Annotated in this window: 12 protein-coding genes; 5 read left to right on the forward strand and 7 right to left on the reverse strand. The window is 43.6% G+C overall.

Going from position 1 to position 12140, the window contains the following annotated elements; all coding sequences use genetic code 11:
• Positions 1–131 precede the first annotated feature (131 nt).
• The 5 genes from AB4Z45_RS30050 to rlmN form a co-directional block, all read right to left on the reverse strand.
• Positions 132–503, reverse strand: coding sequence for a hypothetical protein (locus AB4Z45_RS30050; protein ID WP_441913021.1), 372 nt, complete (start codon positions 501–503; stop codon positions 132–134).
• A gap of 52 nt (positions 504–555) precedes the next feature.
• Positions 556–1752 (reverse strand): ParM/StbA family protein, encoded by a 1197-nt coding sequence (locus tag AB4Z45_RS30055; RefSeq protein WP_441878364.1) that lies wholly within the window; start codon positions 1750–1752, stop codon positions 556–558.
• Between the two features lie 281 nt (positions 1753–2033).
• Positions 2034–2510 (reverse strand): transcription elongation factor GreA, encoded by a 477-nt coding sequence (gene greA / locus AB4Z45_RS30060; RefSeq protein WP_076266440.1) that lies wholly within the window; start codon positions 2508–2510, stop codon positions 2034–2036.
• A 97-nt stretch (positions 2511–2607) separates the two neighbouring features.
• Positions 2608–3444 carry a YitT family protein gene (locus AB4Z45_RS30065; protein ID WP_076266441.1) on the reverse strand — a complete coding sequence of 279 codons (837 nt, stop codon included), beginning with the start codon at positions 3442–3444 and terminating at the stop codon, positions 2608–2610.
• A 183-nt stretch (positions 3445–3627) separates the two neighbouring features.
• Complete coding sequence (gene rlmN, locus AB4Z45_RS30070; protein ID WP_441913023.1) at positions 3628–4731, reverse strand: 23S rRNA (adenine(2503)-C(2))-methyltransferase RlmN; 1104 nt, start codon at positions 4729–4731, stop codon at positions 3628–3630.
• A gap of 218 nt (positions 4732–4949) precedes the next feature.
• Between rlmN and AB4Z45_RS30075 the strand changes: the two genes are divergently transcribed.
• The 5 genes from AB4Z45_RS30075 (at position 4950) to AB4Z45_RS30095 (ending at position 10335) form a co-directional block, all read left to right on the forward strand.
• Complete coding sequence (locus AB4Z45_RS30075) at positions 4950–5693, forward strand: DUF4184 family protein (protein ID WP_441913025.1); 744 nt, start codon at positions 4950–4952, stop codon at positions 5691–5693.
• 435 nt (positions 5694–6128) lie between these two features.
• Complete coding sequence (locus AB4Z45_RS30080) at positions 6129–6776, forward strand: response regulator transcription factor (RefSeq protein WP_441913027.1); 648 nt, start codon at positions 6129–6131, stop codon at positions 6774–6776.
• Positions 6769–8160, forward strand: coding sequence for a histidine kinase dimerization/phospho-acceptor domain-containing protein (locus AB4Z45_RS30085; protein ID WP_441913029.1), 1392 nt, complete (start codon positions 6769–6771; stop codon positions 8158–8160). Before AB4Z45_RS30080 ends, AB4Z45_RS30085 begins: the two co-directional genes overlap by 8 nt.
• A gap of 123 nt (positions 8161–8283) precedes the next feature.
• Entirely contained in the window at positions 8284–9147 is an 864-nt protein-coding gene (locus tag AB4Z45_RS30090) for a metallophosphoesterase (RefSeq protein WP_441913031.1), read from the forward strand.
• Between the two features lie 87 nt (positions 9148–9234).
• Positions 9235–10335: a PRK06851 family protein gene (locus AB4Z45_RS30095; RefSeq protein WP_441913033.1), complete on the forward strand. Its 1101-nt coding sequence runs from the start codon at positions 9235–9237 to the stop codon at positions 10333–10335.
• An 84-nt stretch (positions 10336–10419) separates the two neighbouring features.
• Here AB4Z45_RS30095 and AB4Z45_RS30100 read toward each other — a convergent pair whose 3' ends face one another.
• On the reverse strand, positions 10420–11256 hold the full coding sequence (locus tag AB4Z45_RS30100; protein ID WP_441913035.1) for an S-layer homology domain-containing protein: 837 nt from the start codon (positions 11254–11256) through the stop codon (positions 10420–10422).
• Positions 11243–12140, reverse strand: an 898-nt coding sequence (locus tag AB4Z45_RS30105) for a metallophosphoesterase (RefSeq protein WP_441913037.1), incomplete at its 5' end; no start/stop codon positions are given. The genes AB4Z45_RS30100 and AB4Z45_RS30105, both read right to left, overlap by 14 nt.

The raw sequence follows: 12140 nt of genomic DNA on the forward strand, positions 1-12140 counted from the left end.
TTTTACGTAAAAAAACACCACAAGGAATGATCAAGTATCCCTTAGTGGTGTTTTGTGTTATTCGGTAATACTTTGAATTACTTAGTCATACATAACACAACTAAGTAATTCTCAATATTGTCGTTTTTTCATTAGCTCCATGCTTCAATATCATCATCATCAATTTCTTCCTCTACAACCGGAGAAGCTTTTGGGCCAGAAATGGGAGCAGTAACAGCCGCGCTAACTTCAGCGATCGCTGCTGACAACTGTTCCTCCCCTGTTAATGGAGAATTGATTTCGCTGCCTTGCTGCAAGGCTGATGAGCCTTGCAATCGACTTCTCTCCATCGGAACAAAAGCTTGTAAATTCCGAACGCCGTTTAAGGCGATCTCATTTTCAACCAAATATCGAAGAGAATCCATGAGATTCGATTGAGAATTCAACCAAAGCATAATTAAGGGATCCTCTGATTTCTTGGTTTTCAAGCTTATATTTTCACCGGGCAGTTTTGTTTTCTTCATACCTCTCACCTACCAGAATCCGTTAGATTATACCTCAACCTGATGAACAAGCTTATGCAGGCTGAACCGCTTTATTTTTTAATGCCTCATAGATTTTGCCACGCACAAATGCATCAAGACCCATTGCATTCAGCTGCACTGCGTACTCAGCAGGAATATACAGCAGCTGCATCTCTCTTTCCGTACACAGCTCTTTCAGCTGTCCGTAGAGTACTGAGCGCATAAGTATGCTTCCGCCGCCGTAAACGCAAATCAGATCGATTTCATTGCGTGCTTTCGTCAGCTGTTTTTTGACATGCTGCACGATTTGTCTAACCTGGCTCTCAAGCGGTCTTCTTAATGTCTTAAGCGCACGCGCATGGTATTTATGGTTAGGATTTTTGATAACATCGCTGAAAAATTGACGCGGGCTGTCCGCCAAATGAATGAGTCGGTTAAACTCCTGCAGCGCTTCTTCAATCGCATAACCGGCGCCATGATGGCTGCCATGCACGAATTGACGCAGAAACTTATTCCCCTCCGTAATCGGATATTCCGTAGAGCCGTCTCCGATATCCACATGAAGAATGCGTTTGTCTTTGAAATAACTGCCGTTGAATTTCTTATCTACTTCATAGGACTCAAGGAAATCTCCAAAGATTTCGCCCTCTCTCCAGCCGCCCGCTGTATCCTTCTGTAGCGTGAAAATAACCGGAGTGGCTTCTGGAACGACCTTCGCAAACGGGAACACGATTTTTACAGCTACGCGCTGCATGCCCAAATGAACCGTCACATGGTGCAAGCCAGACGTAAATCGTTTCTCAAACTTAGCAGAGGTCTCATCCGTGTGCTGCGTAACCGGAAGCGCCGTTGCCATATCTACTTCCACATCGATTTGTGCAGGTATTTTTTTCTCTTCCTCGTACGCCTTCTGAACAGCCATCGCCGCAATTTGGGCAAGCGTATTGATAACCGGCAAATCCATATCGCTCTTCAGATCAATTCCGATTTGCAGATTGTCCAGCACTTCTCCGCTCTCTAAAGCGAACTTCCCGACATAGTACATCCCTGGTCTTGCTGATGGCGAATCGATGGTTACAACCAGCTGATCCTGCAAATTCTTAATAAAGCTCTCTGGTGTTTGCTCTTCGCTCCATGGAAGCTCGTCCACCGTACAATTTACATTAGGCTGCTGAACCAGCTTGCCGTCAATGATAAGATCATGCTCACTGTTTCCGTTATCGTTGCCTACAAAGAAATGATAGTTCATAATGGCTTTCCTCCTAGAAAAGGTTTTTGGAAACTTGTACAGCTTCCAAAGATTATGTTTTTTTGTTGCAGCTGTCATGGTATTACTTTGCCATACAAAGTATTAGTTTACATCAAGCTATAGTCCCAATGCCCGTTAATCTTTTCTCATCTGTTTCTGTCGCAATATGTTTGTATCGATCGGTTCTTTAACGATGCTGTCGTTTCTGCCCTTTTTCGTCAAAAAAAGCTAACCCGCTTCAGGCGGATTAGCTGTGATGAAATGATCTATAGGATAATGAATTATGCTCTGATTTCGAGAAGCTCGTATTTAATAACACCCATAGGAGCACTTACGTTAATGATGCTGCCTACCGTCTGACCAAGCAGCTCTTTGCCTAGTGGACTCTCGTAGGAAATTTTGTTCTCCGCAACATCTGCTTCCTCAGTACCTACGATTTTGTACTCGATCTTCTCGGAAAATTCGATATCGTTTAAAATGACGGTTAAACCGATGCTTACTTTTGATAGGTCTAAGGTCTTCGCTTCGATCACGCGAGCCTTCTTCAGCATTTTATCTAAAATAAGAATTCTCGTTTCCATGAAGGACTGATCATTTTTGGCTGAGTGATATTCGCTGTTTTCCTTTAAGTCGCCATAACTGATCGCGAGTTTAATCCGCGCAGCCAATTCCTTGCGCTTCACATATTTAAGATCATCCAGCTCAGCTTGCAGCTGCTCTAAGCCTTCTTGCGTCAAAATTACTTCGTCTTTCGACATCTAAACAACTCCTATCTGCTATCTTGTTTTAATTTTACTCTATATCCCGAAAATAAGCGAAATTCCACGACCTTCTTTTTTATACCAATCGCTGTAATCATTTTGAAATATCAATAAATCCTTCGCCAAATACGTCCCGCACATCATGAATCGTAATAAACGCATTTTTGTCGCATGCCTTCACTATTTTTTTCAACTGGCTCAGTTCCTGCTTGCTAATGACAATATATAAAATTTCCTGCGGTGTTTTCGTATAGTGCCCGCGGCCATAAATAACAGTAACTCCTCTATCCATCACCACATTTACCTGCTCAGCAATTTTGCCTTGCTCCTTGGAAATAATGGTGACTGCTTTTTTCGGATTAACCCCTTCAATGATGAAGTCCATCACCTTGGTACCGATGTATAACATGACAATAGTAAGCATCAGCGCCTCGGCACCGATAATGAAATAAGAGGAGAACGCGACGATTAAGTCAAAAAACAACAAGGCATAGCTAATGTTCCAGTCCAAATACTTATTCGCAATACGTGCCAAAATCGTTGTTCCTGCAGTTGTGCCTCCAACGCGGATAATGAGCCCAATTCCCGCTCCGCCAAACAAGCCGCCAAACAACGCATTAACGATTAATTCATCGGATTGAATACTCCAGTCTGCTGTTAAATGGAGAAACAAAGAATGGAAAAGCACCGCTGCGATCGTATAAATTACCGTCTGTCGATCCAGAAAACGGTAGCCTACAATGAGCAAGAAGGAGTTGAAAATTAAACTCATTAACCATGGTGCCCATCCAAAAACATAATATAAAATAATCGTTATCCCGGTAACCCCGCCTTCGCCAAACTCGTTCGGAATAACAAATAAGTTGATTGCTAATGCAAAAATAAGTGCGCCAACCATAATTGTAATGACATCCATTATTCTCTTCTTCATATGCATACACCCTTCTTATCTAAAAATATATGATCGTAGTATGTCCATCTTATCCGAAATTGTAAATATTCAGAAAAAATGGCTGTATAAACAAATAAAAAGAACACCTCTTTTAGAAGGTGTTCTCATATTATTCACATGATTATCTTTTAAAAGCAGCAGCTGCAAAGGTATGATACGCTTCTAGAGGGACGCTGCTGCTGCGCTTTCTTGCCCCAATTTCTGCTCTTTGGATTTTTTGATCTGTTTGCTCCGCAGCTGTCCGCAAGCGGCATCAATATCCGTACCATGCTCAAGGCGAACGCTGCAGCTGATACCCTGTTTCTTAAGCGTATCATAGAAAGCTCGCACCGTTTCGCGATCCGTTCGTTGGTATTGACTATGCTCATCCACCGGATTGTAGGGAATGAGGTTTACATTCGCCAGGTTACCCCTATGACCAATAAGCTGTGCAAGCTCTATTGCGTGCTCTCTTTGGTCATTAACGTCCTTCAGCAAAATATATTCAAGCGTAATTCTCCGATTCGTTTTCTCCAAATAATAATCGATGGATTGCATCAATTTCGCAATCGGAATCGCTTTGTTTATTTTCATAATACGTGTTCTGAGCTCATCATTCGGTGCATGCAAGGAAACGGCAAGGTTAACCTGTAGATCCGAGTCAGCGAATTCCACGATTTTGTTCGCTAAGCCGCTCGTTGATACGGTAATATGTCTAGCAGCGATCGCAAGCCCCTTCTGGCTCTTGATTACGCCGATAAAGTCTGTCATGTTCTCAAAATTATCGAATGGCTCGCCGATCCCCATGACAACGACGTGGCTGACATGCTCGCCCTTCTGCGCCTGATCCAAATGAAGCTGAACCTTCATAATCTGCTCCACGATCTCTCCGCCTGTTAAATCACGGCTCTTTGCAAGCAGACCGCTCGCACAGAAGCTGCAGCCAATATTACATCCCACTTGTGTCGTGACACAAACCGATAAGCCGAATTTATGCCTCATCAGTACCGTCTCAATTAAATTGCCATCATGCAGCTTGAACAAAAATTTATTCGTTCCGTCCGCTGACTCCTGCCTCGTATGCTCGGTAAGCGTTTGAATGACAAAATGCTCGGACAGCAGCTGAATGATCTCTGGTTTCACATCCGTCATATCCTCAAAAGCCGTTATACGCTTCCGATAAAGCCAATCCCATACTTGTGATGCCCGAAACTTTGTATACTCTCGTTCTTTCAGCCATTCCGTCAGTTGATCGAACGTTAATCCATATATAGATGCTTTAGTCATAACTAATCCTCTTTTCAAAACTGCTAAAAAGCAGCCCTATTCTAGCTAGTAGGCCGAAACAAACAATCTGCTTATTATTGTCCCAAAATTACCTCATTAAAACAAGGGGGGAAAGCGCCCAATTATTATGTTAATGCCCCTCCCTTAGCCTATATGTTACATTTCTTTTAAAAGTACCGTCTTCCTATTTTAAAATAGACCCGTTAGGAGGTGCCGAATTGCCGTTCACCTTTGCTCATCCGCTATATATTGCACCTTTAAAAGCGGCAAAGCCTGCTTACTTTAGCTTAACTGGTCTCGTTCTCGGGAGCATGTCTCCTGACTTTGAATATTTTATTGCGCTTGAGCCCTATCAGACGATCGGCCATTCCTTTGGCGGGTTGATCTATCAAGCGATACCGCTGAGCATTATACTCGCTTATTTGTTTCATTATGTTGTAAAAGCTCCCTTAGCCAAAAACCTGCCTGCGCTTGGGAGTTTAGATCGTAAAACCTACAGCCAAGCTCATGAATGGAAACTAAATTCGGTGCAGAGCTGGCTGGTGTTTCTCGTTTCTGTCGTCATTGGCTTCTATTCACATCTATTCATCGATGCATGCACGCACTATTCAGGCATGTTCGTTACCAAATTCCCTGTTCTTCGTGAATCAATAGCGGGGATACCGCTATACAAATGGTTTCAGCGATCGTTATCCATCGTCGGTCTAATTATAGAAGCTATGCTGTTATACCGCTTTATAAATAAAGCCAAATTGGAATCTGCTTATACAGGCGCTGCTACAAAACTCAAAATGGTATATTGGGCAATTGTTTTATCCTGCACATTGCTGACTTTAGCGTTAAAACTTATCTTCACATCCAGCTCCAACTATATTGGCATAGCTGTTGTAGCTCCGATTTCAGGGTTTATGCTCGGCATTCTCCTGGCCAGCATCGTTCATCGTCTGTATAGGGGAAAATAAGCCTATCCCAATTTACCATATGCTAGCCTGATGAGAGCTTATTTTTTTTGTAAATAGAACCGCTATTGCATGACCTAATGCCGTAAATGATTTTTGCCATATTGGTGTAACATTCAAACTTTATGCTTGTTCTTATTCATCGTTCACATAAACGGGAGGAACAAGCTTTGAAAAACAAAACGATCGTCGTTACCGGAGGAACAGGGTCTTGGGGGCGGGAGCTCGTAAAGCAATATTAAGATGAAAATAGCTGCTTGCTTGGTTGTCTTATTTTTTCTCATTGTCGTGGTCGTATTTAGTTATGGTTTTCTTACAACCGCTTGACCTGAGGCTCCGCTGGTATGAAACAAAAACAAGATGTACAGCTTATTCTAATAACAGGTATCATATTCCTTACGTATTCTATCTCTCTACATTGCTGGGAAGGAGCCTTTCATGAATATATTAATTGCCGATGATGAGCCCTTTATGCTCAAGATTTTAAAGGCGTATTTTGAGAAAGAAGCCTTTCATACCTTCCTAGCACAGGATGGCGAGGAAGCGCTGAACATTTTCTATTCAAACAACATCCATTTAGCTGTATTAGATTGGATGATGCCTAAAGTAAACGGTATTGAGGTATGCAAAGAAATCAAAAAACAAAGCAAAACGAAGGTATTGATGCTGACGGCAAAAGGGGAGGATGAGGATGAGCTCATCGCCCTTCAATCAGGAGCAGATGAGTATGTCAGCAAGCCGTTTGACCCGCGTATATTGATTTTGCGAGTAAAGAAGCTGCTTCATATGGACAATCAAATTGCGATAGGAAATATAAAAGTAGATATCGATAGCCAAAAAATCTTTAGAGATGAGACCGACCTGCAGGCTACGAATAAAGAGTTTCATTTAATGAGGTACCTCATTGAAAACAAAGGGATCATCGTTTCACGGAAAGCTCTGCTCGATCGTATTTGGGGATTCGATTATTTTGGCGAAGAACGAACGGTCGATACGCATATCCGCAGGCTTAGAGCAAAGATCGGCGATCATTTGATCAGAACACATAGAGGGATGGGCTACAGCCTGGAAGAACCGCATGAATAAGCTAAGCAAAAAGTTGATTGGGCGAATTTTATTTGTGTTCTGCATCGTCGTTATTTTCTCATTTGTGATGAATTCGTTTTTCTTGCCCAAATATCTTTTGTACAAAAAAAAGCATGCCCTTGCAGCTATAACTGAGCAGCTTGATGCCATGGATACAAAGCAGTTATTGCGTAATATGGAGGCTGTTGAGAACAAATATGATGTCACCATTGTAAACACACCTGTCACCACAAATCTAAATAAACTAAACGAAACGATTATAGGTCTTTTAAATAAAAAAGGCATTACGCTGAGCAAGTTTTGGATCACGGATGAAAGCCTTGAGAAGCTTAACAAATATCAAATGGTCAGAAAAATTTACAATCAAGAGAAGCTGAAATCCAGCTTTCTTGTTACCTTTATGAAAAAAGACGAGATCGTTTTTGTAGTCGGTGAATCGATATCCCACTCGGCAGAAACATTAACCATCGTTAATCAATTTACCCTCTATACTTATGCAGGCGAGCTGCTGCTGCTAATCATCCTGTCAGCGCTTTTTACAAGAAGCATCGTTCGTCCGCTTGCCAAAATACAAGATGCAGCTGAAGGCATTTCAAGCTTATCGTTTACCAAGGTTCATATTCGTACGGGCGATGAAATTGAATCCTTAGCAGAGAGCATCAATCAAATGAGTGATAAATTAGAGCATGCCCATCATGAGCTGGAAGCGAGAAATGAGAACTTGCGGCAGTTTATTGCCAACATTTCGCATGAACTGAAAACCCCGCTGTCCTTAATAAAGGCTTATTCTTCAGGAATAAAGGACGGGATGGATGACGGTACCTATATTGATGTTATCCAGCAGCAAACCGATGACATTGCGATGCTGGTGGGCAAGCTGCTTGAACTCTCCAAGCTGCAAACCGACCTTTATCGGATGAACACCTTTGATTTCAAACAGCTGCTCCATCGAACCTTGCAAAAATATCGTTTTTCCATTCAACAGGAAGCTATTCAGCTATCTGTAGATGACAGCTTGCTAAACCAGCACCATATATTCGCTGATGAGCAGAAGATAGAGATGGTTTTGAACAATTTCATTTCCAATGCAATGAAATATTCAACCAATCAACAAATTTGTATTACTGCTCTGAATAAAGATGATTTTTTACATTTCTCGATCACGAATGGGATTGAAAATGATGAGCAGCGACAATGGGATTTGATATGGGAACCCTTTTACGTAATGGAGAGCTCCCGCAACAAACAGCTTAGCGGAACAGGCTTAGGCTTATCGATCGCGAGAACGATTTTGCAGAAACATGAAGCACCGTTTGGCTTTCATATCGAAAACGAGGAAATTACATTTTATTTCTCGTTGCCTATAGATACGAGTAAGAATTAAAGGCGCTGCGACAATCCTGTTGCGGTGCCTTATTTTTTTGTCACATTGACGTAACAAAAAAGGTCTATGATTGCACTTACAGATCATCATTGGAAGATATCAAAAAGGAAAAATGGAGGCATTATGCAATCAACTTCAGCACCTATGAGTAGACGGACGTTTTTGAAGAAGAGCTTGCATGTAACTTTGGGGCTGATGGGAACCGCTGGTTTATCCGGCGTATATTCGCACTTAGTTGAGCCGTATTGGATTGAGGTTAAACAGGTGAAGGTTGCCATCCCAAAGCTGCCTGCCTCCTTCAACTCCTTTCGCATCGTTCATTTCAGTGACCTGCATCTCGGCTTTCATTCTAAACCTGAACTGCTGACTGAGCTTGCAGAGCAAGTTAGGGAGGCAAAACCAGACCTTATTTGCTTTACAGGAGACTTGCTCGATCAATCCACCGCGTATATGCCGGAAGCCGTTGCTTTCCTCTCGAAGCTGCAAGCGCCCTTTGGGCAATATGCCGTTCTAGGCAATCACGATGCCTTCGGCAATCGAAGAGCAGTTACCAAGGGACTATCAAAAGCTGGATTCCATGTGCTCGATAACCAGCATGTCGCGTTAACAAAGGGCTCAGCGCATCTCTACATTGCCGGGGTCGATGATCCGATGGTTGGACAGCCAAATATCGATCAGGCTTTACAAGGCATTCCGGACGGTTCCAGTACCATTCTGCTCGCGCATGAGCCGGATTTTGCTGATGAGTATGCCCGCTATCCGGTCGACCTGCAATTGTCAGGCCATAGTCATGGCGGACAAGTGCGTATTCCTTTAGTCGGGGCACTGTATACACCTCCCTACGGGAGCAAGTATACTGCCGGTTTGTATCAAGTACCGAACAGCAAATTGCAAGTGAACACCACTCGCGGGATAGGAATGACACGCATTCCCGTACGTTTTCATTGCCGACCAGAGCTTACCGTTCTTACTTTAAAGGCACAATAAAGAGAATTGGATACTAGCACCAATTCAACATGGAAATAATACGATGGAGTATGCAGCATGACATTAGCCTAGGAAGGTGTGACGGTTATGACCGGAATCATCAAAAACTTTTATGTGAACGGAAATACAGCTCGCGGCTTGACCAGCCTGTTCGACTCGTCTTTGCAAGATTTGGAGCGCTTATTTATTTTGAAAGAAGGACCTGCTTTAGAACGATCAAACCTCATTCGTTCTATCGCTGACGACATCGCGCAGGGTGGCTACGACATTTGGCTGCTGCACTCCCCCTTCGACAACGGCTCGCTTGATGGACTTATCGTTCCCGCACTCCGTCTCGGCCTAGTTGATGGAACACCGCCGCGCTTTATTGATCCCGCTTTTCTAGGAGCATCCGTTCAATACATTCATCTCGGCGAGGCCGCAGATGCAGCAGAGCTGCAAGCGCTAAATCCAGAGATCGAGATTTTAAGTACACAAATTACGCAGGCGTACGATCAAGCTTATGCTGGCTTTGCTGAGGCGCTTCGTATTCATGACGACTGGGAGAGCGTCTATATTCAGAACATGAATTTCCAAGCAGCCGATGAGCTGACAGCTTCGTACATCGATACATTTTATGGCGATAACAGGCTGGAGAAAACAAGCCGTGTTGATCACCGTTTTTTGGGCGCTGCTACAGCTAAGGGCTCATTCGATTTTGTCCCGAATCTGACGGATGGTCTAAAACGATATTTCGTTAAAGGCAGAGCTGGTTCAGGCAAATCCACCATGCTCAAAAAAATAGCTGCAGCCGGGGTCGATCGCGGACTGGATGTTGAGATTTATCATTGCGGCTTCGATCCGAACAGCTTAGATATGGTCATCGTTCGTGAGCTTGGCTTCGCAATTTTCGACAGTACAGCGCCGCATGAGTACTTTCCCGATCGTGCAGGCGATGAAATGATCGATATGTATGCCAGCTGCATTACACCTGGAACAGATGAAGCGCATTCAGATACCATTACCGAAATAAAAAACCGTTACGCTGCGCAGATCAAAACATCGGTTCAGCAGCTAGCTCTAGCCAAGGCATTGCAAGATGAACGGGAGCAATTATACTCGCAAGCTGTTGATTACAATCAACTTGAACAAATCAAAAATGAAGCGAAGCAAGCAATCGGCAATATTTTGGCCGCTGCCGCTCGTTAACATACATGTATTTTCCATAATAAAAAGCCTGCAAAGTTCCACCAATTGGTGAAGCCTGCAGGCTTTTCTGAATAAAAGATATGATTATTTCGTTTTGTTAAGCAAACCAATAATGAGTGCTACTGCTTCTGCTCTAGTCGCAATCTGCTGAGGAGCGAAACGGTTCTGGCCAACGCCGCTAACAAGTCCCGCCTCGACTGCGGTTGCAACGTATGGAACTGCCCATGCTGGAACAGATTTGGAATCCGCAAAGGAAAGCTTAGCATTTGGATTTACTTTTATTCCACTTGCACGAACAATCATAGCGACCATCTCTGCACGAGACAGCTCCTTCTCAGGACCAAATGTTCCATCAGCATATCCGCTAATGATACCTGTTTCAACAGCCTGCGTGACAAACGATTGTGCCCATGCAGGTATTTTATCAGAGTCCTTGAAGCTTAAAGCTTTGCCTGAGTCAGAGAGATTCAGCGCACGAGCAAGCATCGTGATAAATTCTGCACGATTAACTGATTTATTCGGGCGGAACTGGCTATCTTCATAACCCTTAACGAAACCAGCTTTTACAGCTTCATTGATAGCTGATGCTGCCCAGTGGCCTGCAATGTCCTTCAATACAACTTCCGACTCATTGCCGCCGCCAGTTCCTGTGCCAGGATTTGTACCTGGGTTAGTTCCCGGACCTGGTCCTGGATTCGTTTCTGGATTTGTACCCGGACCTGTTCCCGGACCTGGTCCTGGATCTGTTTTTTCTTTCTTCACAATACCGAATTGATCTACGATGAACGGTTTTGCATCGTTCAAGTTTTGGTCAATTTCATACGTTACAGCCGTTAGCTTGTTGCCATCGATGGTGATGCCAACAAAGTTTTGTACTTGACCGCGAACTGGGCGTGTGCTGTCGTTCTTATATTGAACCATCCGGATTCACCGTATACTCAATCTTTTCACCGTTCAGTGTTTCAGTAATCTTCTCTGTTGCTGCTGCTGTTCCATCTTTTTTGATCGGTTTGGTACGGGCATAGATATGGTCATGGCCTTGTACTACAAAGTCGATTCCGAGCTCTGCCATAATCGGTGCGATCTGGTTTCTTACGCCGTTAGCGCCCATAATATCGCTGTCCGTTGCATGGTTTGAAGTCGTATATGGACCTTTGTGAATGTTGACAATAATCCACTGCGAGCCTGCTGCTTTCGCTGCTTSCACGTCTTTTTTCAACCACTCGACTTGCGCCTCGGAGAAGTTCGCATATTTTGCCGAAGTCTCATTCGAGTTCAGCACAACAAAGTGTGCGTTGCTGTAATCGTACGAGTAGTATGCRCCCGTTACCGTTGCAGAGTTCTCTGCTTGCTTGATATTAAAATGCTCGTAGAATGCATTGTTCTTATCTTCATGGTTACCTGCTGATGGTGCAATGGTTGTGTTAAGCAAGCTTTCTTGTGAATGACCAAGCAGCCAGTTCCACTGCTCTTCTTTTGTGCCTGTATCTASAATATCACCGTTGTGCACAACGAATTGTGCGCTTGGTACTGTAGCAAGTGCTTTCTCCAGCGTCTCAGCTGAAAGCTTCGCCTCATCTTCTTCTTTAGCCTGCGTATCCGCCAAGTCGATGAATGTGAATGCTCCGTTTACAGGTGCGGTTTGGAATGTTCCTACTTCACTCCAAATGTTCAGTGCCGCGTCGCCCACACGGAAATTGTATGACGTATTTGCCTTCAAGCCCGTTGCTTCTGCCTTATGAACAAGCTCAGAAGGTGAGTTGGATGAAACGGTAGAACGACCTGCAAAATTAATTGCTTTTGTG

This window comes from Paenibacillus sp. MCAF9 (genome assembly GCF_052114265.1).
Classification (GTDB): Bacteria; Bacillota; Bacilli; order Paenibacillales; family Paenibacillaceae; genus Pristimantibacillus.

Bases quoted from the DNA above. Each gene is read 5' to 3' on its own strand.
- AB4Z45_RS30050 (WP_441913021.1), bottom strand. From the start codon at position 503: ATGAAGAAAACAAAACTGCCCGGTGAAAATATAAGCTTGAAAACCAAG.
- AB4Z45_RS30055 (WP_441878364.1), bottom strand. From the start codon at position 1,752: ATGAACTATCATTTCTTTGTAGGCAACGATAACGGAAACAGTGAGCAT.
- greA (WP_076266440.1), bottom strand. From the start codon at position 2,510: ATGTCGAAAGACGAAGTAATTTTGACGCAAGAAGGCTTAGAGCAGCTG.
- AB4Z45_RS30065 (WP_076266441.1), bottom strand. From the start codon at position 3,444: ATGAAGAAGAGAATAATGGATGTCATTACAATTATGGTTGGCGCACTT.
- rlmN (WP_441913023.1), bottom strand. From the start codon at position 4,731: ATGACTAAAGCATCTATATATGGATTAACGTTCGATCAACTGACGGAA.
- AB4Z45_RS30080 (WP_441913027.1), top strand. From the start codon at position 6,129: ATGAATATATTAATTGCCGATGATGAGCCCTTTATGCTCAAGATTTTA.
- AB4Z45_RS30085 (WP_441913029.1), top strand. From the start codon at position 6,769: ATGAATAAGCTAAGCAAAAAGTTGATTGGGCGAATTTTATTTGTGTTC.
- AB4Z45_RS30090 (WP_441913031.1), top strand. From the start codon at position 8,284: ATGCAATCAACTTCAGCACCTATGAGTAGACGGACGTTTTTGAAGAAG.
- AB4Z45_RS30095 (WP_441913033.1), top strand. From the start codon at position 9,235: ATGACCGGAATCATCAAAAACTTTTATGTGAACGGAAATACAGCTCGC.
- AB4Z45_RS30100 (WP_441913035.1), bottom strand. From the start codon at position 11,256: ATGGTTCAATATAAGAACGACAGCACACGCCCAGTTCGCGGTCAAGTA.